General features: G+C 44.7%; 21 protein-coding genes. 11 read left to right on the top strand and 10 right to left on the bottom strand.

From position 1 onward, the window contains the following. Positions 1-12: 12 nt before the first annotated feature. From BUA17_RS09550 to BUA17_RS09530, 5 genes are all read left to right on the top strand, one after another. On the top strand, positions 13-318 hold the full coding sequence (locus tag BUA17_RS09550; RefSeq protein WP_063563113.1) for a hypothetical protein: 306 nt from the start codon (positions 13-15) through the stop codon (positions 316-318). A gap of 687 nt (positions 319-1,005) precedes the next feature. Continuing rightward, a complete protein-coding gene (locus tag BUA17_RS09545; protein WP_063563219.1) occupies positions 1,006-1,845 on the top strand; it encodes a BglG family transcription antiterminator LicT in 840 nt (279 codons plus the stop codon). A gap of 366 nt (positions 1,846-2,211) precedes the next feature. After that, positions 2,212-4,122, top strand: a complete 1,911-nt coding sequence (locus BUA17_RS09540) for a beta-glucoside-specific PTS transporter subunit IIABC (protein ID WP_072733342.1) — start codon at positions 2,212-2,214, stop codon at positions 4,120-4,122. Between the two features lie 34 nt (positions 4,123-4,156). After that, positions 4,157-5,599, top strand: a complete 1,443-nt coding sequence (locus BUA17_RS09535; protein WP_072733341.1) for a 6-phospho-beta-glucosidase — start codon at positions 4,157-4,159, stop codon at positions 5,597-5,599. Between the two features lie 313 nt (positions 5,600-5,912). Next, positions 5,913-6,311 carry a RidA family protein gene (locus BUA17_RS09530; RefSeq protein WP_072733340.1) on the top strand — a complete coding sequence of 133 codons (399 nt, stop codon included), beginning with the start codon at positions 5,913-5,915 and terminating at the stop codon, positions 6,309-6,311. A gap of 121 nt (positions 6,312-6,432) precedes the next feature. On the opposite strand, the gene BUA17_RS09525 is transcribed toward BUA17_RS09530, so the two are convergent. Beyond that, positions 6,433-7,593, bottom strand: coding sequence for a S8 family peptidase (locus BUA17_RS09525; protein WP_072733339.1), 1,161 nt, complete (start codon positions 7,591-7,593; stop codon positions 6,433-6,435). 218 nt (positions 7,594-7,811) lie between these two features. On the opposite strand from BUA17_RS09525, the gene BUA17_RS09520 reads away from it, so the two are divergent. The 4 genes from BUA17_RS09520 to BUA17_RS09505 all read left to right on the top strand — a co-directional run bounded on the left by BUA17_RS09520 (position 7,812) and on the right by BUA17_RS09505 (position 10,087). Continuing rightward, complete coding sequence (locus BUA17_RS09520; protein ID WP_083584664.1) at positions 7,812-8,327, top strand: GNAT family N-acetyltransferase; 516 nt, start codon at positions 7,812-7,814, stop codon at positions 8,325-8,327. A 100-nt stretch (positions 8,328-8,427) separates the two neighbouring features. Further along, complete coding sequence (locus BUA17_RS09515; protein ID WP_072733543.1) at positions 8,428-9,288, top strand: Cof-type HAD-IIB family hydrolase; 861 nt, start codon at positions 8,428-8,430, stop codon at positions 9,286-9,288. A 33-nt stretch (positions 9,289-9,321) separates the two neighbouring features. Next, positions 9,322-9,591 (top strand): hypothetical protein, encoded by a 270-nt coding sequence (locus BUA17_RS09510; RefSeq protein ID WP_083584630.1) that lies wholly within the window; start codon positions 9,322-9,324, stop codon positions 9,589-9,591. Positions 9,592-9,904: 313 nt separating this feature from the next. Beyond that, on the top strand, positions 9,905-10,087 hold the full coding sequence (locus tag BUA17_RS09505; protein WP_024630505.1) for a YjfB family protein: 183 nt from the start codon (positions 9,905-9,907) through the stop codon (positions 10,085-10,087). Between the two features lie 102 nt (positions 10,088-10,189). On the opposite strand, the gene BUA17_RS09500 is transcribed toward BUA17_RS09505, so the two are convergent. From BUA17_RS09500 to BUA17_RS09475, 6 genes are all read right to left on the bottom strand, one after another. Beyond that, positions 10,190-10,927, bottom strand: a complete 738-nt coding sequence (locus BUA17_RS09500; RefSeq protein ID WP_072733338.1) for an HAD family hydrolase — start codon at positions 10,925-10,927, stop codon at positions 10,190-10,192. Positions 10,928-10,998: 71 nt separating this feature from the next. Further along, a complete protein-coding gene (locus BUA17_RS09495) occupies positions 10,999-12,048 on the bottom strand; it encodes a zinc-dependent alcohol dehydrogenase (RefSeq protein ID WP_063563107.1) in 1,050 nt (349 codons plus the stop codon). A gap of 278 nt (positions 12,049-12,326) precedes the next feature. Beyond that, positions 12,327-13,565 (bottom strand): aspartate aminotransferase family protein, encoded by a 1,239-nt coding sequence (locus BUA17_RS09490; RefSeq protein ID WP_024630502.1) that lies wholly within the window; start codon positions 13,563-13,565, stop codon positions 12,327-12,329. Positions 13,566-13,655: 90 nt separating this feature from the next. After that, positions 13,656-14,864, bottom strand: coding sequence for an MFS transporter (locus BUA17_RS09485; RefSeq protein WP_063563106.1), 1,209 nt, complete (start codon positions 14,862-14,864; stop codon positions 13,656-13,658). 271 nt (positions 14,865-15,135) lie between these two features. Continuing rightward, positions 15,136-15,663 carry a hypothetical protein gene (locus tag BUA17_RS09480; protein WP_072733337.1) on the bottom strand — a complete coding sequence of 176 codons (528 nt, stop codon included), beginning with the start codon at positions 15,661-15,663 and terminating at the stop codon, positions 15,136-15,138. Between the two features lie 71 nt (positions 15,664-15,734). Further along, positions 15,735-16,619: a hypothetical protein gene (locus BUA17_RS09475; RefSeq protein WP_063563104.1), complete on the bottom strand. Its 885-nt coding sequence runs from the start codon at positions 16,617-16,619 to the stop codon at positions 15,735-15,737. Between the two features lie 144 nt (positions 16,620-16,763). Between BUA17_RS09475 and BUA17_RS09470 the strand changes: the two genes are divergently transcribed. Continuing rightward, positions 16,764-17,456 (top strand): pseudouridine synthase, encoded by a 693-nt coding sequence (locus tag BUA17_RS09470; RefSeq protein WP_072733336.1) that lies wholly within the window; start codon positions 16,764-16,766, stop codon positions 17,454-17,456. A gap of 95 nt (positions 17,457-17,551) precedes the next feature. On the opposite strand, the gene BUA17_RS09465 is transcribed toward BUA17_RS09470, so the two are convergent. The 3 genes from BUA17_RS09465 to BUA17_RS09455 all read right to left on the bottom strand — a co-directional run bounded on the left by BUA17_RS09465 (position 17,552) and on the right by BUA17_RS09455 (position 20,653). Then, positions 17,552-18,475 (bottom strand): DMT family transporter, encoded by a 924-nt coding sequence (locus BUA17_RS09465; RefSeq protein WP_063563102.1) that lies wholly within the window; start codon positions 18,473-18,475, stop codon positions 17,552-17,554. After that, positions 18,472-19,323, bottom strand: a complete 852-nt coding sequence (locus BUA17_RS09460; RefSeq protein ID WP_072733335.1) for an AraC family ligand binding domain-containing protein — start codon at positions 19,321-19,323, stop codon at positions 18,472-18,474. The genes BUA17_RS09465 and BUA17_RS09460 overlap by 4 nt, the downstream gene beginning before the upstream one ends. A 205-nt stretch (positions 19,324-19,528) precedes the next feature. After that, positions 19,529-20,653, bottom strand: coding sequence for an NADH:flavin oxidoreductase (locus BUA17_RS09455; RefSeq protein WP_072733541.1), 1,125 nt, complete (start codon positions 20,651-20,653; stop codon positions 19,529-19,531). A gap of 230 nt (positions 20,654-20,883) precedes the next feature. On the opposite strand from BUA17_RS09455, the gene BUA17_RS09450 reads away from it, so the two are divergent. Continuing rightward, the gene (locus BUA17_RS09450; protein ID WP_072733334.1) at positions 20,884-21,468 is read left to right on the top strand and encodes a TetR/AcrR family transcriptional regulator; all 585 of its coding nucleotides are present in this window, start codon (positions 20,884-20,886) and stop codon (positions 21,466-21,468) included. Positions 21,469-21,558 lie beyond the last annotated feature (90 nt).

Here is a 21,558-nt window from a genome sequence, read left to right as displayed (position 1 = left end):
GAGGGGAAAAGCATGTATATCATTTTGGCTTTAATAGTAGGATTTGTTCTGTGTCTTCTGATGCCATATGGTACGATTCTGGCAGGCGCGATTATATTTGCACTTGTTGCAGACAATTATCGTCAGACCATGAGTATGCGCGAGGATATTCGATCCATCAAGCATCATCTAGGATTGATGCACAAGGGCGAAGCGGAAGAGTACCAGATCGATAAACAGTTAACGGATATCGAACACTTGGATTCGGACCAGTTGAAGATCATTAATCGAAGAATCGAAGCAGAACTGGAGAAGGAAAGCAAAAAGAATAAATCATGATGAACCGACTACACGAAAAATGAAGAAATAGAGTGCCAATGGATTCGAGAGATGATATATGTCTGCAAAAAAGTGAGAAAAGCGTGACGAAATAATGATAATTAATTTTTTTTGTATGCAATTTTTCATCATTCGGACACATTAAGTCCTCCTCTAAGGAGGGCTTTTTTGTTTATTTATGATCCGAATTCAACAGAATTTCAAGAAGCATATTAGCCAAAATATAGTGAATAAGTGCAAGCACTTTTTATCTGAACTGGCGCGAAAATGTTCATGAACGTATCTATAAATTTTGGTTTATTAATGGACGAAGTGGAAGGCGAGGAGTAGGCTGAATGATACAGATCTAATACAGACAGGTATTGAAATTCTGGATCTGGAGCTCTGGGTGCAAGTATAATTCCCTGGATAAGGCGTCATGCTAAGGGAGTGCTTATAATGGGAAGGTAGATAGATACAGAATGATTATTCGTAAATAGAAAAAAATACAAAGCAGATAAACAGATTCATTTATGCCTTCAGAAAGTGTTTTTTTAGGTGGAAAGCATCATCGATTTTTTTGTTGCACAATGTAGAAAAATGTAATACCATGAACGCACATATAGTTAACATTGAAGTGAAATGGGCAAGGCCAGTGACCTTATGGAAGGCACGGTTTGCCTTTTTCTGTATATTGGAGTGGATAAAGTGAAGATCGAGAAGGTGTTAAACAATAATGCTGTAGTTGCGATTAAAGATGAACGTGAAGTCATCGTTATTGGCCGGGGAATTGCTTTTCAGAAGCGAGCCGGCGATGAGGTGTCGGAGCAGCATATTGATAAGATATTTACTTTACAGAATGAAAATATTCAGGAAAATTTCAAGGCATTAATCGCGAGCATACCACTGGAATACATGAAAGTGTCTGAAGAGATTATTGCCTATGCCAAGCTGAAGCTTGGGAAAAAGCTAAACGAGAGTATCTATCTGCATCTGACGGATCATATTCATTTTGCCATTGAACGTTATCGTAACAATCTGCCCATCCGTAATGGACTGCTGTGGGAGACCAAGCAACTCTACAAGGACGAATATGAGGTAGGGCTGGAAGCGTTAAATATGATTTGTGATCAGTTTGGTGTGCTTTTGCCGGAAGATGAGGCGGGGTTTATGGCACTTCATTTTGTAAATGCAGCACTTAACGAAGAGATGCCTAACATCCGAAGCATGACTCAGGTCATGCAGGAGATTTTGACGATCATCAAATATCATTTCAAAATGGACTTTGACGAGAACTCATTGAATTATTATCGATTTGTGACTCATCTGAAGTTTTTCGCCCAACGGCTGGTAAAAGGCAAGCATTATAAGAGCAACAACGACGATGAGTTATTCGAGATGATTCAGAAAAAGTATCCTGAAGCGCACAAGTGCTCGGAGAAGATTAGAAAATTCATTGAAAATAACTACACGTATCAACTGACTAACGAAGAAATGATGTATTTAACCATTCATATTGAGCGTGTGGTGCATGCCACTTCAGAGTAACGATATTACAAAATAAAGATTCTTAAAAAAACGCTTGCAAAAGATTAGAAGTTATTATATTATGAATCCATAAAGTAAGCGCATACATCAATCGGATTGTAACTGTTCAATCAGGCAATTCCGATACTTCCGACCACTCTGGGTCCGTAAAGATGGGTTGCAACTTACTTTAAGATGAAGTTGTTAATGCTACAACTGAATATCGCTGTGTACAGCCTTACAGGGTTGCAACCGTTAAGGGCAAAACCTGAATTGCTGAATATCACGACTTGTTTCCGGATTTTTCGGTGCGTTGTGTATGTTCAGTAGTTCAGGTTTTCTTTGTTTCACAAGCATCGGGAGTCTACTTAGAGAGGGAGAATTACTATGAACTACGATCAACTGGCCAAAGACATCTTGTCTGGTGTAGGCGGAGCTAAAAACGTAAACAGTGTATTCCATTGCGTAACGAGATTGCGCTTTAAACTCAAAGATGAAAGCGTTGCTAAAACGGAAGAACTTAAAAATCTGCCGGGTGTCATTACCGTCATGCAGAGTGGTGGACAATATCAGGTCGTAATCGGCAATGAAGTGCCGGATGTATATAAAGCTGTTGTAAAAGCTGGTAATCTGCCTGCTGAGGGCCAGGTTCCAGAAGAACAGGAAAGTTCTGGTAACAAGGGGAGTTTGTTTAGTCGCTTTATTGATATGATTTCTGGTGTCTTCACTCCGCTGCTTGGACTGCTGGCTGCGACGGGGATGATCAAAGGTTTTACAGCCATGTTTTTGTCCTTCGGATGGATAGCGGACACATCAGGTACGTACCATCTGCTGAATGCAACGGGCGACTGTCTGTTCTACTTCTTCCCGGTATTCCTGGGTTATACGGCCATCAAAAAATTTGACGGCTCACCGTTCCTCGGTATGGCGATTGGAGCTACACTCGTATATCCTACGCTGTCCGGTTTGACTGCGGGTGATCCACTGTATACGTTGTTCGCAGGTACATTATTTGAATCACCAATTCACATTACGTTCTTGGGTATTCCTGTAATCCTGATGAATTACTCATCATCAGTTATTCCGATCATTATCGCTACATTCTTTGCAGTGAAAATAGAGAAATTCTTCAAAAATGTTATTCCTAAAGTGGTTAGTACGTTCCTGGTTCCATTCTTCACACTGCTGGTTATCGTTCCTGCAACATTCCTTGTAATTGGTCCAATATCCACATGGGCAGGTCAATTGATTGGTGCGGGAGCAACAGGAATCTATGAATTAAGCCCACTCGTTACAGGTTTGGTCATTGGCGGTTTGTGGCAAGTGTTTGTATTGTTTGGTCTTCACTGGGGACTCGTACCTGTCATGCTTCTGAACCTGAGTACGTCCGGTTCTGACCCAGTGGTTGCGATGTCTTTCGCCGCTTCCTTTGCCCAAATTGGTGCAGTACTCGCCGTTATGTTAAAAACCAAGAATGCCAAATTGAAATCATTAAGTATTCCAGCTTTCATCTCGGGGATCTTCGGTGTAACTGAGCCAGCCATCTATGGTGTGACACTTCCACTGAAAAAACCATTTATCATGAGCTGTATCGCAGGTGGTATTGGAGGCGGAATTCTAGGATTATTCGGATCGAAAATGTACATGTTTGGCGGACTTGGCGTATTCGGCTATCCGACCTTCATCAACTCAAAAACAGGCGTTGATTCCGGGTTCTACATGGCTCTTGTAGCTACAGCGGTTGCGTTCATCCTTGGTTTTGTTCTTACGTATGTTGTTGGTTTCAAAGACAAAGCAGACGCAGTTCCAGCGCCAACACCTGTACTTGATCCAAACCCGAACAACAGATATGAAATTTTCAGCCCAATGGCTGGTGAAGTGGTTGAACTGAAAGAGATCAATGATGTTACCTTTGCAGGAGAGCATATGGGTAAAGGGATTGCGATTCGTCCAACCAGCGGCAGAGTCGTATCTCCAATCATGGGTGTTGTACAAACGGTATATCGCACCAAACACGCCATTGGACTTGTCACTGATGATGGTGTTGAGATGCTGATTCATATCGGACAGGATACGGTGCAATTGAAAGGTCAGCATTTCACAGCTCATGTAAAAGATGGCGACCGCGTTAATGTGGGCGATCTGATCATGGAATTTGATCTGCAAGCGATCAAGGATGCCGGATATGAGACGGTTACACCGATTATTATTACGAACACGTCCAATTATCTGGATGTAGTAGGCACGAAGGATGCATCTGTGAAAGAGAAAGACAAATTGCTTACAGTGCTCGGTTAAATGAACGTTCATTATGGATAGGAGGTAGACGTGAATGTATGAAAAATTAACAGCCTTCCCGGAGAATTTTCTATGGGGAGGAGCAACGGCCGCGAACCAGCTTGAAGGAGCCTATCTTGAAGGTGGCAAAGGGTTAACTACGGTTGACCTGATCCCCACGGGGGCTAATCGCTTCCCGATTGCTTTGGGAAATCTCAATTCATATGAGCCCAAAGATGGCGAGTTTTATCCTTCGCATGAAGCGATTGATTTCTATCATCGATACAAAGAAGATATCGCACTATTTGCGGAAATGGGATTCAAGTGCTTCAGGCTCTCTGTAGCATGGGCACGGATTTTCCCTAATGGCGATGACGCTGAGCCGAACGAGGCGGGATTGCAGTTTTACGATGATGTCTTCGACGAATTATTGAAGTACAATATTGAACCTGTGGTCACAATCTGTCACTTTGATGTCCCTGTACATCTGGTCGAAACGTATGGCGGGTGGAAGAACCGTAAGATGATTGGTTTCTTTGAGACTTATGCCAAGACATTGTTCGATCGTTACAAGGACAAGGTGAAATACTGGATGACGTTTAATGAAATCAATATGCTGCTGCATCTTCCGTACATTGGAGCGGGTATTGTTCTCCAGGAAGGTGAGAATAAAGAGCAGGTTCTCTATCAGGCAGCGCATCATGAATTGGTTGCTAGTGCTTTGGCTGTGAAAGCCTGTCACGAGATCATTTCAGGTGCACAGATTGGTTGCATGCTAGCAGCAGGCATGGTCTATCCGTACACTTCCAATCCAGACGATGTATGGAAAGCCATGGAGCAGGATCGGGAGTCGTTCTTCTTTATCGATGTTCAGTCCAAAGGAGCGTATCCTGGGTATACGAAGCGTTTCTTCAGAGAACACGAAATTGTGATTGATATGCAGCCGGAAGATGCAGATATTCTCATGCAGAATACAGTCGATTATATCGGATTCAGTTATTACGCCAGCCGCTGTACAAGTACCGATCCGGAGATTTTGAAGGATTCGACCGAAGGTAATGTGTTTGGTTCAGTGAAGAACCCGTATCTTCAAGCTTCCGAATGGGGCTGGACGATTGATCCGAAGGGTCTTCGAATTACCTGTAACCAGCTGTATGATCGCTATGGCAAACCATTGTTTATTGTGGAAAATGGGCTTGGTGCAACGGATGTTTTACTAGACAATGACATCGTTGAAGACGATTACCGCATTGATTATCTGAATCGTCATTTTGCCGAGATGGCTGAAGCCATTCAGGATGGGGTTGAGCTTCTGGGTTACACGAGCTGGGGACCGATTGATCTGGTCAGCGCGGGTACAGGGGAGATGAAAAAACGTTACGGTTACATTTATGTAGACCGGAACAATGATGGAAGCGGCTCACTTCGCAGAGTGAAAAAGAAAAGTTTCCATTGGTACAAAGAGGTTATTGCCAATAATGGAGCGCAATATTTTTAACTCCAGGTGTAGTCCCTTTCGAATATTACAAAGAGCAGTCTCGTTGACACGGGATTGCTCTTTGCTTATGAGGGATGAATTTGACTCATAATTTGTTTCATATATATAATGAAAAGATCAAGAGAATCTTGTCACTTAAGAAGGGAGGAGCATCCAATCATGAAGAAAAAATCACTTGCGTTTATATCTCCGGGATATGGATACTCCACTGCTGTCTTTTTCTAGAATCTATTCCAAGGGAGAAGTGTGCCCAAATGAGGAAGAAAACTAGGGAATATCGCAGAAAAATCTTAAGAATGAAGAGATAATCAACATGAAAACCGACAAAATTACTAGAAAAAATCCAGCTAATATGCCAGCTCCTGTAGGACAGTACACGCATATTACAAGAATTCCGAGGAATGCAGAGTTATTCGTGACATCGGGTCAAATTGGAGCAGATCGTAGCGGACACTTTCCGGACGGTCTGAATGAGCAAGTCACGAATACATTCAATAATATTAAAACAGTACTCGAATCCGAGCATTTAGATGCTGAACATATTATCAAAGTTAACGTATGGGCAACGGAGAAGATCGATTGGGATTTCTTATACGCTGAGTGGGGACAATTATTTAGTCAGGATTATCCTGCGATGACAATTGGATATATTACGGAGTTAGGTCTACCCGAAATTAAAATTGAAATCGAAATATGGGCAGCAAAAGTGTAGAACCAAATAAACTTATTTAAACCATGGAGCTTCGATGAAGCCCCATGGTTTTTTTGATTTCTTTATTCGTGAGAAATGCAAATAGCGATGATCTATGCCATTAGGAGTGAATGTAATTGTGTTATGGCACTTGCAGACTCTGATAGGCATTCAGTCGCCCATATGTCCAGTAGACACCAGAGCCGGATACGGGATCGGATGCGAAGCATAAGGCATCACGAATCTGCGCATTAGTTTTCCCACGGGAAGCCAGCAATGCAGCCACTCCCGCTACATGAGGAGCGGCCATGGACGTTCCGCTTAGATAGGCATATGAGCCACCCAGGTATGTGGACAGAATGGTATCACCCGGTGCAGCCATATCTACCCACGATCCGTAGTTTGAGAAATTCGATTTGAGGTCGGAAGGATTGGTTGAAGCTACCGCAATGACATTGGGATAAGATGCAGGTACAATCGGATACGAAGTATTATCATTACCTGCTGCCGCGATAATGACAGCGCCCCGATCCCATGCATATTGCACGGCAGCCTGAAGAAAGGCTTCTCCCGTTGGTCCACCGAGACTCAGGTTAACGACTTGAATACCGTTGTTGGCTGCATAAACAAGTCCGTTTCCGACGTTACCCGTTGTACCTTGTCCATTGTTATCCAACACACGCAGCGGGACAATCGAAGCGAGTGGTGCCACACCTGCAATGCCAACTCCGTTATTGGTTATAGAAGCCGCAATTCCAGCTACATGGGTACCGTGTCCGTTACCGTCTTCGGGAATATTATCATAATCAACGTAATCGTATCCGGGAAGGAGCTTGCCAGCGAGCTCTGGATGGTTTAACTGCACACCAGTGTCAATGATCGCGATTTTCACCGAACTGTTACTTTGGGAAATATCCCAGGCAGCAGGAGCATTGATTTTTTGCAAGTTGTATTGGTAAGGGAAAAACGGGTCATTTGGTGTAAACGATGCCTGAAGGTAGTAGTTAGGTTCAGCGTGCTCAATGAGCACATGATCCTTGTAGTGTTTTAACATACGTTGCATTTTCTTTCTTGATTCAAGGCGATACCAGCCCAGATCTTCATACGTTTCGGCTACGTTGCATTTTGCTTTTTTATGCAGAGTGTGCATCTCGTCAGCTGTCGTACCTTCCTTGAACTTGATTAACAGCTGCTTGGGTGCGTGGGGATAAAACTTTTTGGCGGCAAGTTTATCTTCCACATAACGATAGACGAACCCAATTGCCAGCAGAGCTGCAGCAGACATTCCAAGCGATAACCACATATGTTCTTCCCCCTCGAATTTGATTGATGACACGCCTTATCGTATGCGAACCCTATCAAATCGCGCGGGCTTTCTGCTATTTTGGTTAGGAGTTTAGATAGATTGATAGGAAGAGTTTATTTCGGTAGAATTGTAAGCAGAGAGCGAACTTGCGTTTCGTTGGGTTCGTATACGGAGCTGAAACGGGCTCGAATCTAAGAATAAGGAATGTGGATGTTGTGACACAGCTTCAGGTCGTACCGAGAGTGATAGCTATTCAAGAGCACCAAATGAAAGATGCAATTGATTTTGCCATGCGTGTACGCAAAGAAGTATTTCCAATGCTGGATCATGAGGAATTACCTGTAGATCTGGAGCAATTCAAAGAACATTATCTGGATTCAGCCGTTACTGTCTTTCTAGTTGCGGTCACGGAAGATAATGAGATCGTGGGTTCCATCGGTATCCTGCCTTATGATGGGCGTATCGAAGCTGTGAATGGACGATATCCTGAGCAGTCTGCCGCCGAAATTGTGAAATGTTATGTGGATTCTAAATATCGCAGATACGGTATCGGTTCACTCCTCGTAAGAGAACTGGAGAAAGTGGTGGCAGAGCTGCACTACACAACCTTGTATTTGCATACACATCGCTTTTTGCCTGGTGCCGTGGATTTCTGGAAACGTCAGGGATATGTGGTTGTAGTGGAACAGGACGATGATTGGCAGACGGCGCATATGGACAAATTGCTATAAAATAAGTAATTATGACTTTTTTTGCTTTGATGTACGAACTGCGGATACCGAAGGGGAATATAGGGTGATGCGTTTGGATTACTTTAATGGGGGATACGAGATGAGCACAACGAATCGCAAAATTGTTTTTATAGATATTGATGGCACATTGGTAGATGATGACGGTAACATTCCGGTTTCCGCACAACAGGCATGCAAACAGGCACGTGAAAATGGACATCTGCTTTATTTATGTACAGGACGATCGAAGGCGGAAATCTATGATTCTATTTGGGACGTAGGATTTGACGGTCTGATCGGTGCTGGTGGTGGATATGTTGAATTCGGTCAGGATGTGCTGTATCACAAAAGGGTAACGGCAGAAGATGTACGACATATGGTCGATTTTTTCAATGAACACCAGATTGACTTCTACCTCGAATCCAATTCGGCTTTGTACGCCAGCGCCAATCTTCAATCTCATCTGGAACGTCGCATTTATGGGGATGTAGAGAATGATCCCGGTGCCAGAGCGAAAAAAGAACAAAAGCCACATCCGTTTATTGCTGGTTTGACATATGGTGAAGCCGATTTGTACAAGGATGACGTTAACAAGGTTTGTTTTCTGGAAAGCTCTACGATTCCGTTCGATCAAATCAAGCAGGAGTTCGAAGGCAAATTCGAAGTCATTCAGTGCACAGTGCCCATCTTCGGTGAAGGAAGCGGTGAACTGATGATCCCGGGCATTCATAAAGCCATTGCTATTGCAGATTTATTGGAGCATCTGGGTATGTCACGTGAAGATACACTCGCCATTGGGGACGGCATGAATGATGCGGAGATGCTGGAGTTCTGTGCTGTAGGGATTGCGATGGGTAATGCCAAACCAGGTCTCAAAGCCATTGCAGATGATATAACTGGAACTATCGAAGAAGATGGTTTGTACCACAGTTTTGTGAAATATGGATTGATTGAGTCCTAATCAACTTCAAATGAGTGGGAAGAGGTGAAACCAATGTCGGAAGGAATAAAAGTTGAGCTAGAAATAAGTGCATTCGGTCAGGAAACAGTTCCATCGTACGATGATTCGTTTCGTAAACATGAGATCGCAAGAACTCGGATTTTACCTAAAGAGACAACACTAGCGCAACTGGAAGAGATGTTGAAGGAAATGATGGCAGAGATCAAAGAGGATTTTCAGCAGCCGGAACAGTTATTAGCCAAAGTAACCCTGAGAGCGAAGGAAACGGAGGGGGTATTAAAGGTATTAAAATACTTGGGTTAGGGACTCTTTTTCATAGAAATGTTCTAGACTCCGGACAAGGCCCAGTAGATAAATACCAAATAATCCGATGCAAAGTCCGGCGATGACTGATAAAAGGATAACAAATTTTTTTCCGTTCATAAACAACCCTCCCTCATGATTTTAACATATACGTATTGGTTGATGTTTTGTATTGTTATAGCATCTTCGAGGGGATTTAGGGTGGGGCGAATGTTAAGCTGATGGACATGAAGGAGAGAATTACATATTTCCTCCCACCTGACCGATATAAAATAGGTATGCCTATGACCAGAAAACGAAAGGAGTGCAGAACATGGATATTGCAGCATTATCAATGGCTATGAGTCAAGTCTCAGTGGCGCAGTCGGCGAGCTTGCAAGTTATGTCAATGTCGAAAGACATGGCAGAGCAGCAAGGTCAACAACTAACAGAAATGTTAAAGTCGGTTCCGGCTCCTCATCCTAATTTGGGTGGAAGTCTGGATATTTCGGTCTAGACGATATTTGAGTTTGCGTTCTCGCGTTAAATTTGCAGCAAGCAAAACCCAAAGGGCTCCAATTCCATTGAATTGAAGCCGTTTGGGTTGTTTATTTTCGTCTTAGTTTATTTCCGACAAGCTTGGCGATCTGCCTTCCAACGGAAGTGTATCCTTGAGCGTCCATAACTCATCGTAACTGGAAATCTGAAGATCGGCTTTGGATAAGTCCTGGTCACCTGATCCCGGATTACGGTATCCGATGCAGCGCATGCCTGCACTTTTGGCGGCCTGAACACCATTGCGCGAATCCTCAATGACAAGACAGTTCGAAGGGGATGCTCCAATCATTTCAGCTGTAGTCAGGAAAATATCTGGAGCCGGTTTGCCGTTCGTGACTTCCTCACCTGTCATTCGGACCTCAAAGTATTTTCCAAGTCCGGTCTTGTCCATGATCAGATCGATCAGTGCACGTGGAGATGAAGAAGCAACGGCTATCGGAATGTGCTGCTCATGCAGCCAGCTTAACCAGCGTTCCACAGAAGGCATGGCTGTCAGCTTCGGGTGAGCCAGCATCGTCTGCATCACATTATGTTGATGGTAGGCGAGGGCTTCTTCCACGGTAGCCGTCAACTGGTGCTTGTCCAACACTTGCCGCCACATCGATTCCAGCGTAACTCCAACATAGGTGTGATGTTCTTCCTCCGTCATTTTTGCGCCAAAATGGGCAAAAGAGCTGCGTTCAATCTCGAAATAAATCGGTTCGCTGTCAATCAGTACGCCATCCATGTCAAAAATGACCGCCTGAATGCTGTCATCCTTCGACTCTCCCAGCCCGTCAAACTCCTTGTTTGCTACCATGTTGTATTCCTCCTCCAGGATTCTGTAAGCAATTATCTCTAATTTATCTCAATCATGATTAACTTGCTACATTAGATACTGGAGCCGCTGGATTGCAGCACCACTTTGATGGCATGTGAAGAAGCTTGAAGTGTGCGCCCCTGAATATCGCAGCCGAGTGTGCGGAATGCCTCTTCGTAATCCTCCAATGGGAACGAATGGGTGATAATTTTTTTCGCCGGGATAATCTGTTGCTCAATCATGTAATGTGCTGTTGCGAATGTACCCAGGGAGTCGATGGAGCCAATGATTTTCAGACTGCGGTCCACAACTTCCTTGGGATTGAACGATGTGTTTCCATCTCTCAGACCGACCAGCATGAGATAACCGCCGCTGGCGAGTTGCGAGAGCACTTGTGTGCCCACAACGCCTGTCGTATCCACAATCATATCAACCTGATTAGTTGTTGGTGCCAGCGACTCTATCGCATTTTCAAAGGATGAATGAACCTCCCAGCGATCCGGTGCAATCGAACCTGCAATAGCCAGGCGTTCTTCGGAGATGTCGACGAGACAGCCAGTGACACCTTTGGAAGCGAGGGCGTAGCTGTATAGAATACCAATCGGCCCTGCGCCGAGGATAATCGTTCTAAAATTCGGCAGCAGATGTATCTGATTAATGCCTGTAAGCATGCAGCTCAGTGGTTCAGTCAAGGTCGCTTCCTCATAGCTCACATGGTCCTTCAATTTATACAAAAAGCGATCCTCGGTTACATAATAATCCGTAAATGTACCGTCAGCACTCACACCTGTCTCTGTAACCGACTTATGTGTGCAGTGATTTTGTCTGCCTGTTCTGCACATGTCGCATTGCCCGCAATAATAGGTAGGATCGATGACAACCCGGTCGCCCGGTTGCAGTGTCGTTACAGCAGAGCCCACGGCAATGACTTCCCCGGCAGACTCATGACCCAGAATAACGGAAGGAACCGCATGATATTTACCGCTAACAATACCGAGGTCGGTACCGCACACACCCGTTGCCCGGATTCGAACCAGCACCTGATTGTCTCTTGCGATTTCTGGAACAGGCCGTTCCTCAAGCGCTACATCCCAAGCCGATTTGTATACCAATGCTAACATGTTAAAACCTCCTTATAATAATATGAAATGTAACTATAGCGATTCATTTTAAAAACAGTTTCTGACAAGATACGTAAGTAGTGAAGGAGACGAAATCGATTCTGGAGAAGCGGAGCGTTCGCCTTAAAGCTTTCTGAAAGAAAGCTGCTTCGGAAGCATACGCTATCAACGGATTTTTCCCTCGGAAAAGGGAAATCAAATAAAATCCGGGGATAACAGCGATCAGAAGAACGATTCGTAACCGAAACGACCACTTCGAGCAATGGCATTGAAATGTTTTAATGGACGCTGGCAAGTACTGAATCGAGTCGCTCTACAATTTCAACCAACTCATCTTCTGTTGTGGTAAGCGATGGTCTGACCTTAACTACGTTCCCGAAGCCGTAACGTGATCCTCTTAAAATCAGATGCTCATCCGTGAAGGCACGGTCGATAATGGCGTTGGTTTTATCCGTATCCGGTTCATTATTGTCACCCACCATTTCCAATCCCCACATCAGGCCGACTCCGCGAGCTTCACCAATGCTTGGATATTTCATGGCCAAATCTTGCAGTAATCCACCTAAAATTTCACCTTTGCGTTTCACGTCATCCAGGAATCCGGGTTCGGATACAACCTCCAAGGTAGATTTGGCTGCGGTTACAGAGATCAGATTGCTTCCTGAGGTGAAGGAATGTTCATGCTTTTCCAGTACATTTAATCGGGACTGCATCAATACCGCAGCAACAGGCACACCGATACCACCGAGACCTTTGGCAAGGGTAATCATGTCAGGCTGGATATCGAACAGTTCGCTGGCAAACATATACCCGGTACGTCCGATTCCCGTCTGTACTTCGTCGGCAATAAGAATGATATTGTACTCATCACACAGTTTACGCAGGCGCTTGAAATAACCAGCAGGAGGAATGATATTGCCGCCATTGCCGAGGATCGGTTCAATAATCATGCAGGCGACTGAGCCGGAACTCGCATATTCTATGGCATCGGAGATAGCTTCAACGCATTGATATCCGCAGTCTCCGCTTGAGGATTTGAATGGGCAACGATAGCAGTATGGTGCAGGCACATGAACGGAGTTGGCAACAGCCGAATTTGGAAACCGTTTCCGCCGGAAGGCATTTCCCGAAATCCCTGTTGCAAACTGGGTCTGACCATGATGGGACAGGTACAGGCTGATAATGTCTGTGGATTGCGTGTATTTCTGTGCAATTTTGGTGGCACATTCATTGGCGGTTGAGCCCGTAATATCCCGCATCCATCCGGCATTAATGTCGTTTGGAGCATATTCAATCAGATGATCGAGCACTTCATCCACATACGGTTCTGTGAAGGAGGAAGACATATGCGTCAGATTGCCGACTTGTTCCTGAATTTTGCTCACGACATGCGGGTGATTGTAGCCCAGTGACAGGTTGAACGTACCGGACACACCATCCAGATATTCAACGCCTGCATCGTCAATCAACTTAATCCCTTGTCCGGTTCTGAAACGGTTTTTGGTTAAGGTTTGCATACGATTCCCTCCATAAATGTAATGTACTAGCCTGAACGAAGATCAATAATTCCGGATTACGTGGGCATCACCCCTCTCAAGAAGCAACGTTTAAATCTCTTTACTCTGATGTGCGAGAGTTCCACTTACGGCGCTGTTCCTTACATTCCAGAGATGAGAGAGTACGAGAGTGAGTAGCAAAATCAGACAAAATCCGGCCAAAATCCAGATCGTGTTCACTACAGGCCACGCACTCATGCTCCATCCGGTTACATACTGCAGAATGGCGCCACCGATACCCCCTGATGCAATCAGGATGCTGGTTGTGCGCTCAGTCATGCCCGGAATCAAAATGTTGGCATAGACCAGTGCAATACAGAACAGCCCTGACATGAACAATCCGGTTCCGAAGATTAGCAGGTATGTTGCCCATTGGCCCGTAACGAACACCATGGCAACGGCGAACAGAAGTGTACCTACCGTACTCCAGATCAGGAAAGGCATGTAGTTGACAGCTTCAGCAATTTTTCCGGAAAAAAGACGACCGATAATCATGGCAATCCATAGGATGGATACGCTGAGTGAAGCGACAGACTCCTGTAACTGCAATCGTTCGACCAGGATGGAAGGCAGGAAGTTCATCAGGCCTAACTCCAGACCCATGTAAACGAAGAAAAAGATGACGAAGATGGTGAGCAGCCCCATATGTTTTCTGGAATACTGGGCCCTGCCCGTTGCATGTCCAACGGTGTTTTCACCAGCTTGTTTCAGATAAGAAGCGGCGGAGGTGGGCATGGTCACCCATAACAGCATGAGAATAAGGGATAACGCGGAAACGGTATAAAACGTAAGATGCCAAAGATCCAGCCAAATGTATAAGGCAGCGACTGCCGGAATGAGAAGTGCTCCGAGGGCAAAGTACACATCAAGCTTGGACATTGCTACTGCTTTCTGATTTTCCGTAAATTCTATCGTAAACGCACCAACGGAGGGCTCAATGATACCAGACCCAAACCCGACAATAATGGTTAGAAGAAGAACAACTGTCCAGGATGGCAAGAATCCGAGAACGGCATAGGCGGCCACAATACAGATCAGTGCGATGGTTAACATGGATTTTCTGCCGATGCGGGCAGTCATGGAAGGAGCAACGAGCACCCCGACAAGAAAACCGAGGAACTGCAGAAACAACAAAAATCCGCCATCACTATAACCACGCTCATAATGTGTCAATAAAACGGGTAGAAGTGCACCGAGTACAACGCTGGTTATGCCGATTAACAGATAAAAACCGCAGCTTAAAGCGAAAATTCTTCTCATAAGTTGTCCTCCTAAGATGGATATAAATTTTATATTATGTAAATAATGTTTCTTTCGTATATAACTTATACCATAATTATGCAATTGTACATGCTTTTTATTGTAAAATAATGTTAACTTTTGACGAATGAATGATCTTTCTCACACAATGTTCAACCTAAAACGATTTCGTGTCGAAGTAAAAAAAGTTTCCTTATCTGTAATAGACAGGAAACTTCTTGACGTTCGGAAACATTAATCCGAATATGATTTAACTTAAGCTGTCGTCCCACTAAGCAGTTTGCACAAAGAAAATTCCATCCAAGGGTGCCTGAGCAGTCGCAGGGCCAGTTCGTAATAACAAATATCCGTTTGCATCGGAAAGTCCCAGTATATCCTGATAGGGATGGGGGAAATCCTGTTCCTCTATCTCTACTTCCGTCAATCCTACTCCGCATAAAGGAATGGATTGAATGGGACATACGGAAGTTAGTGGCTCTGAAGATACGGATACATATGTACATCCAGCGAGAATATTCTCCTTCCATTCCAGCTCATCCCCCGTATAGGTTACCTGGTCCAAAAAGTATTCCGAAGCGAAATAGGTGGAGAAGACCGAAATGTACTTCCCGGGTGGCAACGAAGGGACATGCATCTGTTGTAAAAGTGTATTGCAATCAATGGAGAACAGATGCAACAAGGGTTGGCTCTCCTGATTAAGCGGCCAATCTGTAACATATGCGATTTCTCCGCCAATCCATATGCCAGTATTCTGGTTCAGAACATCAGGGTCAATTGAAAGCTGGTTAACTTTGTGCATGGTAAACTCCTCTTTGTGTCTGGATTAAGCTGTTTAAACGGACAACACATTAATTATGACGGGCTGACCGTTCAGTCTTTGACTTGAATCGCATTTCCAAACAGCTTGCGTGCTTTGTCCCAATCGACGCCTAGTTTACCTTGCCAGCCAGCCCAAGGCATCTCCATATCAGAGCGGCCTTTGGTATTATTAAGCAGCAACTCACCGTTCAGGATATGCTCGTTGTTGGTCCAATGGTCTGTACTGAGGGAGAGAACCTGATTGGGCAGTACACCTACTCTGGACAGCGCTTGAAGAATACTTCGGCGAATCCCGGCGTGTCCTTTGACTAATCTCTCTGCAGTGAGTCGTTTCTCAAATTTCCCCGGAGACTCTTCGTCTTCAGCCTGATCCAGCATGCGAAGCAGTTGATTGAATGTGGTGATATCCTCGGGAGTCGGTTTAATTGGTCCTTGCTCAAGTATGGTGACAAACTCTGTCAGATCGGCGTATGCACCTACGCTTGTGCCACTGTAATCATAACCCTGGTGAAGGGCGTAACGGATATTGGATAGATTCTTCCAGCTCTCATCGCTATGACTGAAACCGCAAACTCTGCAAGCCAGGAACTGTTCAGTCTCTTCGTAAGCATGTGGCTCTGAGTGAATCATCATATGGTAGCTTGCGAGCGTAGATATGCCTCGAGGATAACTGCCCCCGACACCTGCAATAAATGCTTGGGTAATCGTTGACCAGGATAGACGTTCATTCTGCTGGAAAGCGATTAGTCGTTGAATGATATCATCATGGTGGACCATCTCCAGATCATTAGCCACCCAGCCCACTGAAGTCAGTATATATTGTTCGGCAGGAGTAAGTGTATCCGTTTGATAGATCATTACTTCACGTGCTCTGTCATAATCACCATTGGCGTGAAAATATAACTTTTTAAGGACTCTCATACACTTTTTGTCCATGGTTAACTCCTTTCCATAGTTTATTTTGGATTACCTATGTACCTCCGAATAACAATTTATTTGCTTCGTTTCATTATAAGTGAGATGATGTTTGATGAAAATCAGTACAAGGTACTAACCTATTGAACAAAGTGGTGGTGGAGCATGCGAATTAACAAATACATAAGTGAAACAGGATACTGCTCCCGCAGGGAAACGAACCGATTAATTGCAGCCGGGCGCATTACGATTAATGGTAAAGTATGTGAAAAAGGAGCGGACGTGGAGCCTGAGGATATTGTGCTCATTGATGGTCAGGAGATTCCTTACAATGATCGCGAGCCTGTTTACCTTGCTCTGAATAAACCCATCGGCATTGTCTGCACCGCAGCCGAACAGGTGGAGGGAAACATCATTCAGTATGTGAATTATCCCTCGCGTATCTTTGCGATTGGCAGGCTGGATAAGGCGTCCGAGGGATTGATTTTTCTGACGAACGACGGGGACATTGTGAACAAGATGATGCGTTCGGAGCATAACCACGACAAGGAATACGTAGTAACCGTAGATAAACCAGTGACAGACGAATTCGTACGGGCGATGTCGCAAGGGGTTGGGATTATGAATGTGGTGACGAAACCGTGTGAGGTATATAAGCATAGTGAGAACGTATTTCGTATCATTTTGACTCAGGGGCTTAATCTGCAAATCCGCAGAATGTGCAAAGCCTTGGGATACAGAGTGCTCAAGCTGGAGCGCATCCGAATTATGAATGTTACGCTGGATGGACTGGAACGTGGACAATGGAGACATCTGGAGAAGCAGGAGCTGGTGAATCTTCTGTCCATGTTGAATTAGAAGTTGCATCTGCTCAATGTCCTGGCAAAATGAAGAGGCACTAATCCGTAATGGATTAATGCCTTTCTTTGAGTTTTGGACGATGAAACCATATACTATTCAAGTTCTGGCAACGTACTACGGTGGTCTTTTCTGTGTACTTTCTTCTCTGAGATAAATGATCCGAGCAACGTTAATAGAGCGCCAAGCAGCGTTATCCAGGTAATCCGTTCATGTAGAATCAGTGCAGAAGCGACGACAGTAATGACAGGCACCAAATAAATGTACACACTTGTTTTGACGGCTCCCAGCAGACTCACTGCCCGGTTCCAGGTTACAAAACATAAGGCCGAGGCACCCAGTCCGAGAAAGAGAAGGTTCGAGAGGTTGGTCATGTTGGCGAAGCGCCCGAGATCGAAGTGGAATTCGAACAGGAACAAAGCCGGCAGCATGAATAATAGTCCATAAAAGAATACTTTGCGTGTAGCACCGATGGTGTGATAGGGAAGTTCACCTATTTTGCGCATGAGAACAGAGTAGATCGCCCATACAGCAGGTGCCACGAAAGCGAGCAGATCCCCCAGGGGATTCAGTTGCAGAATGAAACTGCCGTTGAATCCAATAAGGATAATGCCAGACAAGGCAATGGCGAAGCCCAAGATAAACCGCTTTTGCAATCTCTCTCCATCCAGGAAGAAATGTGCAAGGACTGCGGTAAAGAAAGGGGCAATCGAAACAATAACACCTACATTGGAAGCTAAGGTGTACACCAGTGCAATATTTTCAATGAGAAAATATAACGTAACCCCGCATAATCCAGCAACGATAAACAGCATTTCTTCTCGGAGTGAGGTAATTCGCATTAACTGCGGATAGATCAGGAAGAGCACCACATAGCCAATCACGAAACGGAAAAAGAGAATCTCCACCGGCGTGAAATCGATCAGCAGCACCTTGGTGGAGATAAACGTTGTTCCCCAGATCAGGATCGTAAGTAAGGCTAGCAGGTGTCCAGTGGAAATTTTGTTCTGACCTGTCATGACAGATCATCCGCTGTGCGCTTTGGATCCAATTCATGGTTGAAGATGCGTCTGTATTGCTTGGGGGTCAAGCCAATTAGCTTTTTGAAAAAATTCGTAAAGTGACTCTGGTCACTGAAACCGGTCTGCGCTGCAACCTCAATCGGGAGTTGGCCTTGTTCCAATAGCCGTTTGGCCTGATTGATGCGAATTGTTTCCAGGTAGCGGTAGGGAGATATCCCTTTTTGCCGAGTGAACAAACGCAATAGATGGTACTTGCTCAGCCTTGTTAACTCGACTAATTGGTTCAGCGTAATGCTCTCCATATAATGAGTCTCTATGTACTCGCATATGAGTCTAATCTCGATGGTGACGTCCTGGGCGGAAATGGGCGGTTCGGCAACGGCATATTCTCTCATCAGCTGTTCCAGCAGAAAGAGCAGCAGTTCTTCTTTGTGAAAGTCAGCTTGCTCTTCCAAGATCATCTGATGCAGCTCATGCAAAGAAGTAACATGTTCGCTCTGATAGAGAACAGGGGAATTAAACCGTGGCAAATAATCTTGTCCGGTAATTTCCAGCACATATTGGCGCATGACCTCAGGTTGAATGTTGATGCTACGATAATCCAGAGTTCTGCCGTCCACCTGTTCGCAGGCATGGGGATCATGCGGATTAAAAATAATCATGTCTCCAGTGTTCAGGATATATTCTTCGTTATTACATACGAGATGGCGCTTGCCTTGCTCAATAAATCCAATGACGTAATAGTCATGAAAATGATTGGGGAATTTCTGCATAATACCTTCAAATTGATAGGCTTCGAGCTGTAAATCGGTATCGAACACGACGGTTCGCACTTCGCGAGTCACCTGCTGCACCTTCTTTCTGGTAAGTTAAATGTCATTATAATATGAAAAGAAGGAACTTTCTTGGACGATATTGCTCGCTCTGTTTTGTTCAAACATGTAAAAAAACCAAAATACCCGCTGTCCCTAACTAGATGGATGACGAGTATTTTGGTTCAATTATAGCTCATTTAACGGATAACAATATTAATTTGAACCTAAATTATTGTTATAGCAACGTAGCAAGTGCTTCTGGCGAAAAAGCCTGAATTTCATTCACACGGCCATCACGGATTTTCACAGCCCACGCCGGATCAGCCAGTAGTGCGCGTCCAACGGCAACCAGATCAAATTCCTGCTGGTCCAAACGAAGGAGAAGATCATCTAAATCCTTGTGTCCTGCACCTTTACCTTCCGTATAGAGACTTGTAAATTCATCATCCAGACCGACAGAACCCACGGCTATCGTTGGTTTGCCTGTCAGTTTTTTCACCCAGCCGGCAAATCCAAGTTCCGAACCTTCATATTCCGGCTCCCAGAAACGTCGTGTTGAGCAATGGAATATATCGACGCCGGCCTCTACCAACACATTCAGGAATAACTCCAGCTTATCTGGTGTGTCCAGCGGTTTGACGTAATAATCACTCATTTTCCATTGCGACAAACGAATGGCAATCGGGTAATCGGGACCCACGGCAGAACGGATTGCTTGAATAAGTTCGGTAGCGAATTGCGTACGCTTGATAAGATCACCGCCGTAGCGGTCTGTCCGTGTATTTGTTCTGTCCCAGAAGAATTGGTCAACCAGGTAACCATGTGCTCCTTGAATTTCAATGCCGTCAAACCCAAGCTGTTTGGCATGAACTGCTGCGTCCACAAAAGCCTGAATGATGTTGGCGATTTCTTCGTCTGTCATCGGTTCACCCGTCAGATTTCCCTCGAGATCAATACCCGACGGTCCAATGGATGGAGCTTCCGGATGAGGCTGCGATCCCGCTGGACGAGCCATACCCATATGCCAGAGCTGAGGAAAAATCTTGCCCCCTGCTTCATGAACTTGTCTGACGACTTCTGCCCAGCCGTTCAATGCTTCTTCACCATGAAAACGGGGAACACGCGGTTCGCTGGTTGCCGCCGGATGATCAATGGTTACACCTTCGGTAATAATAAGTCCGACGCCATTTTCGGCACGTCTGCGATAATAAGCCGCTACATCGGTACCCGGTACACCATCGGGTGAGAAAGCCCGACCCATAGCGGGCATAACGATGCGAGACTGCAGGGTTAAGTTATGAATCGTATAAGGTTGAAACAGATTTTCCGTGGATTGAACTTGTTGTTGATGATTACTCAAGTCAAACACCTCCATAATAGTGCACCTCCAAGCGGGGTACGAGTGCAATATTATCAATGGAGAGTGGCTGCATCAACCGACGATTTATCCAATGTGTTGCTTAAGCGAAGCGACCATAATAATGTTGGTTTAACCCCGGATTACTTGTTGAGCTAACAGGAGCTATTTATAATAGGAGCAGAGCATTAAGAAGTTTGATTACAAGATCGATTAGAAGGGACACTTTGTATATGTCAGGTGAGTTTTCTCCAAATCCCAATGATCCACGGGTGATCCGAACCCGTCAATTAATTCAGGATGCGTTTTTTTATCATTTGAATAAAAAGGATTTCTCAGCCATCACAGTTCAGGATATTACACAAAAGGCGACGATTAACCGGGCCACATTCTATGCCCATTTTGCAGACAAATATGAACTGCTTGAATCCGTTTTGTCCTATGCTTTCCAAGAATATGTGCTCAAACAGATTGATGCAGAGGCACATTTGACAGAAGAGACCCTGAAGCAACTGGTGATCTCGTTATGTAATTATCATGATTCAAGTAATCAATGTATCAAGAAATATGAGTCCGTAGCGCCAATCTTTGAAGAAAATATTAAGGCCCAGTTAGAGAAGCTCGTTCTGGAGCTTGCCATGAGTCAAACAGATGGAGCAGAGCCACCCAAAACATTGGCGAACTTGGCAACGATGCTGAGCTGGTCTATCTATGGGGTGACGTATCGCTGGAATTTGGAGGAGAGACAGGAATCCCCGGCTGAATTGGCTGAGCGAGTGGTGCCATTTATGATGAATGGAACAGGTTTACTGAATTAACGAATGTAGAAAGAAAGAGCAGATGAGATCTGCTCTTTTTGTTTTGATTTTATCCATCGAAAATATAGTGAAGATTATCAATTCATAAAT

Source organism: Paenibacillus sp. ov031 (genome assembly GCF_900143165.1).
Taxonomy (GTDB): Bacteria; Bacillota; Bacilli; order Paenibacillales; family Paenibacillaceae; genus Paenibacillus; species Paenibacillus marchantiae.
The sequence above is the reverse complement of the archived record's forward strand: the minus strand, read 5'-3'. Positions and strand labels throughout refer to the sequence as shown.

What these genes read in the sequence shown, in the direction of transcription:
- BUA17_RS09450 (WP_072733334.1), top strand. Translation starts at nt 20,884, where the DNA reads ATGTCAGGTGAGTTTTCTCCAAATCCCAATGATCCACGGGTGATCCGA.
- BUA17_RS09505 (WP_024630505.1), top strand. Translation starts at nt 9,905, where the DNA reads ATGGATATTGCAGCATTATCAATGGCTATGAGTCAAGTCTCAGTGGCG.
- BUA17_RS09525 (WP_072733339.1), bottom strand. Translation starts at nt 7,593, where the DNA reads ATGTGGTTATCGCTTGGAATGTCTGCTGCAGCTCTGCTGGCAATTGGG.
- BUA17_RS09530 (WP_072733340.1), top strand. Translation starts at nt 5,913, where the DNA reads ATGAAAACCGACAAAATTACTAGAAAAAATCCAGCTAATATGCCAGCT.
- BUA17_RS09540 (WP_072733342.1), top strand. Translation starts at nt 2,212, where the DNA reads ATGAACTACGATCAACTGGCCAAAGACATCTTGTCTGGTGTAGGCGGA.
- BUA17_RS09485 (WP_063563106.1), bottom strand. Translation starts at nt 14,864, where the DNA reads ATGAGAAGAATTTTCGCTTTAAGCTGCGGTTTTTATCTGTTAATCGGC.
- BUA17_RS09470 (WP_072733336.1), top strand. Translation starts at nt 16,764, where the DNA reads ATGCGAATTAACAAATACATAAGTGAAACAGGATACTGCTCCCGCAGG.
- BUA17_RS09515 (WP_072733543.1), top strand. Translation starts at nt 8,428, where the DNA reads ATGAGCACAACGAATCGCAAAATTGTTTTTATAGATATTGATGGCACA.
- BUA17_RS09500 (WP_072733338.1), bottom strand. Translation starts at nt 10,927, where the DNA reads ATGGTAGCAAACAAGGAGTTTGACGGGCTGGGAGAGTCGAAGGATGAC.
- BUA17_RS09490 (WP_024630502.1), bottom strand. Translation starts at nt 13,565, where the DNA reads ATGCAAACCTTAACCAAAAACCGTTTCAGAACCGGACAAGGGATTAAG.
- BUA17_RS09480 (WP_072733337.1), bottom strand. Translation starts at nt 15,663, where the DNA reads ATGCACAAAGTTAACCAGCTTTCAATTGACCCTGATGTTCTGAACCAG.
- BUA17_RS09465 (WP_063563102.1), bottom strand. Translation starts at nt 18,475, where the DNA reads ATGACAGGTCAGAACAAAATTTCCACTGGACACCTGCTAGCCTTACTT.
- BUA17_RS09550 (WP_063563113.1), top strand. Translation starts at nt 13, where the DNA reads ATGTATATCATTTTGGCTTTAATAGTAGGATTTGTTCTGTGTCTTCTG.
- BUA17_RS09495 (WP_063563107.1), bottom strand. Translation starts at nt 12,048, where the DNA reads ATGTTAGCATTGGTATACAAATCGGCTTGGGATGTAGCGCTTGAGGAA.
- BUA17_RS09475 (WP_063563104.1), bottom strand. Translation starts at nt 16,619, where the DNA reads ATGGACAAAAAGTGTATGAGAGTCCTTAAAAAGTTATATTTTCACGCC.
- BUA17_RS09535 (WP_072733341.1), top strand. Translation starts at nt 4,157, where the DNA reads ATGTATGAAAAATTAACAGCCTTCCCGGAGAATTTTCTATGGGGAGGA.
- BUA17_RS09510 (WP_083584630.1), top strand. Translation starts at nt 9,322, where the DNA reads ATGTCGGAAGGAATAAAAGTTGAGCTAGAAATAAGTGCATTCGGTCAG.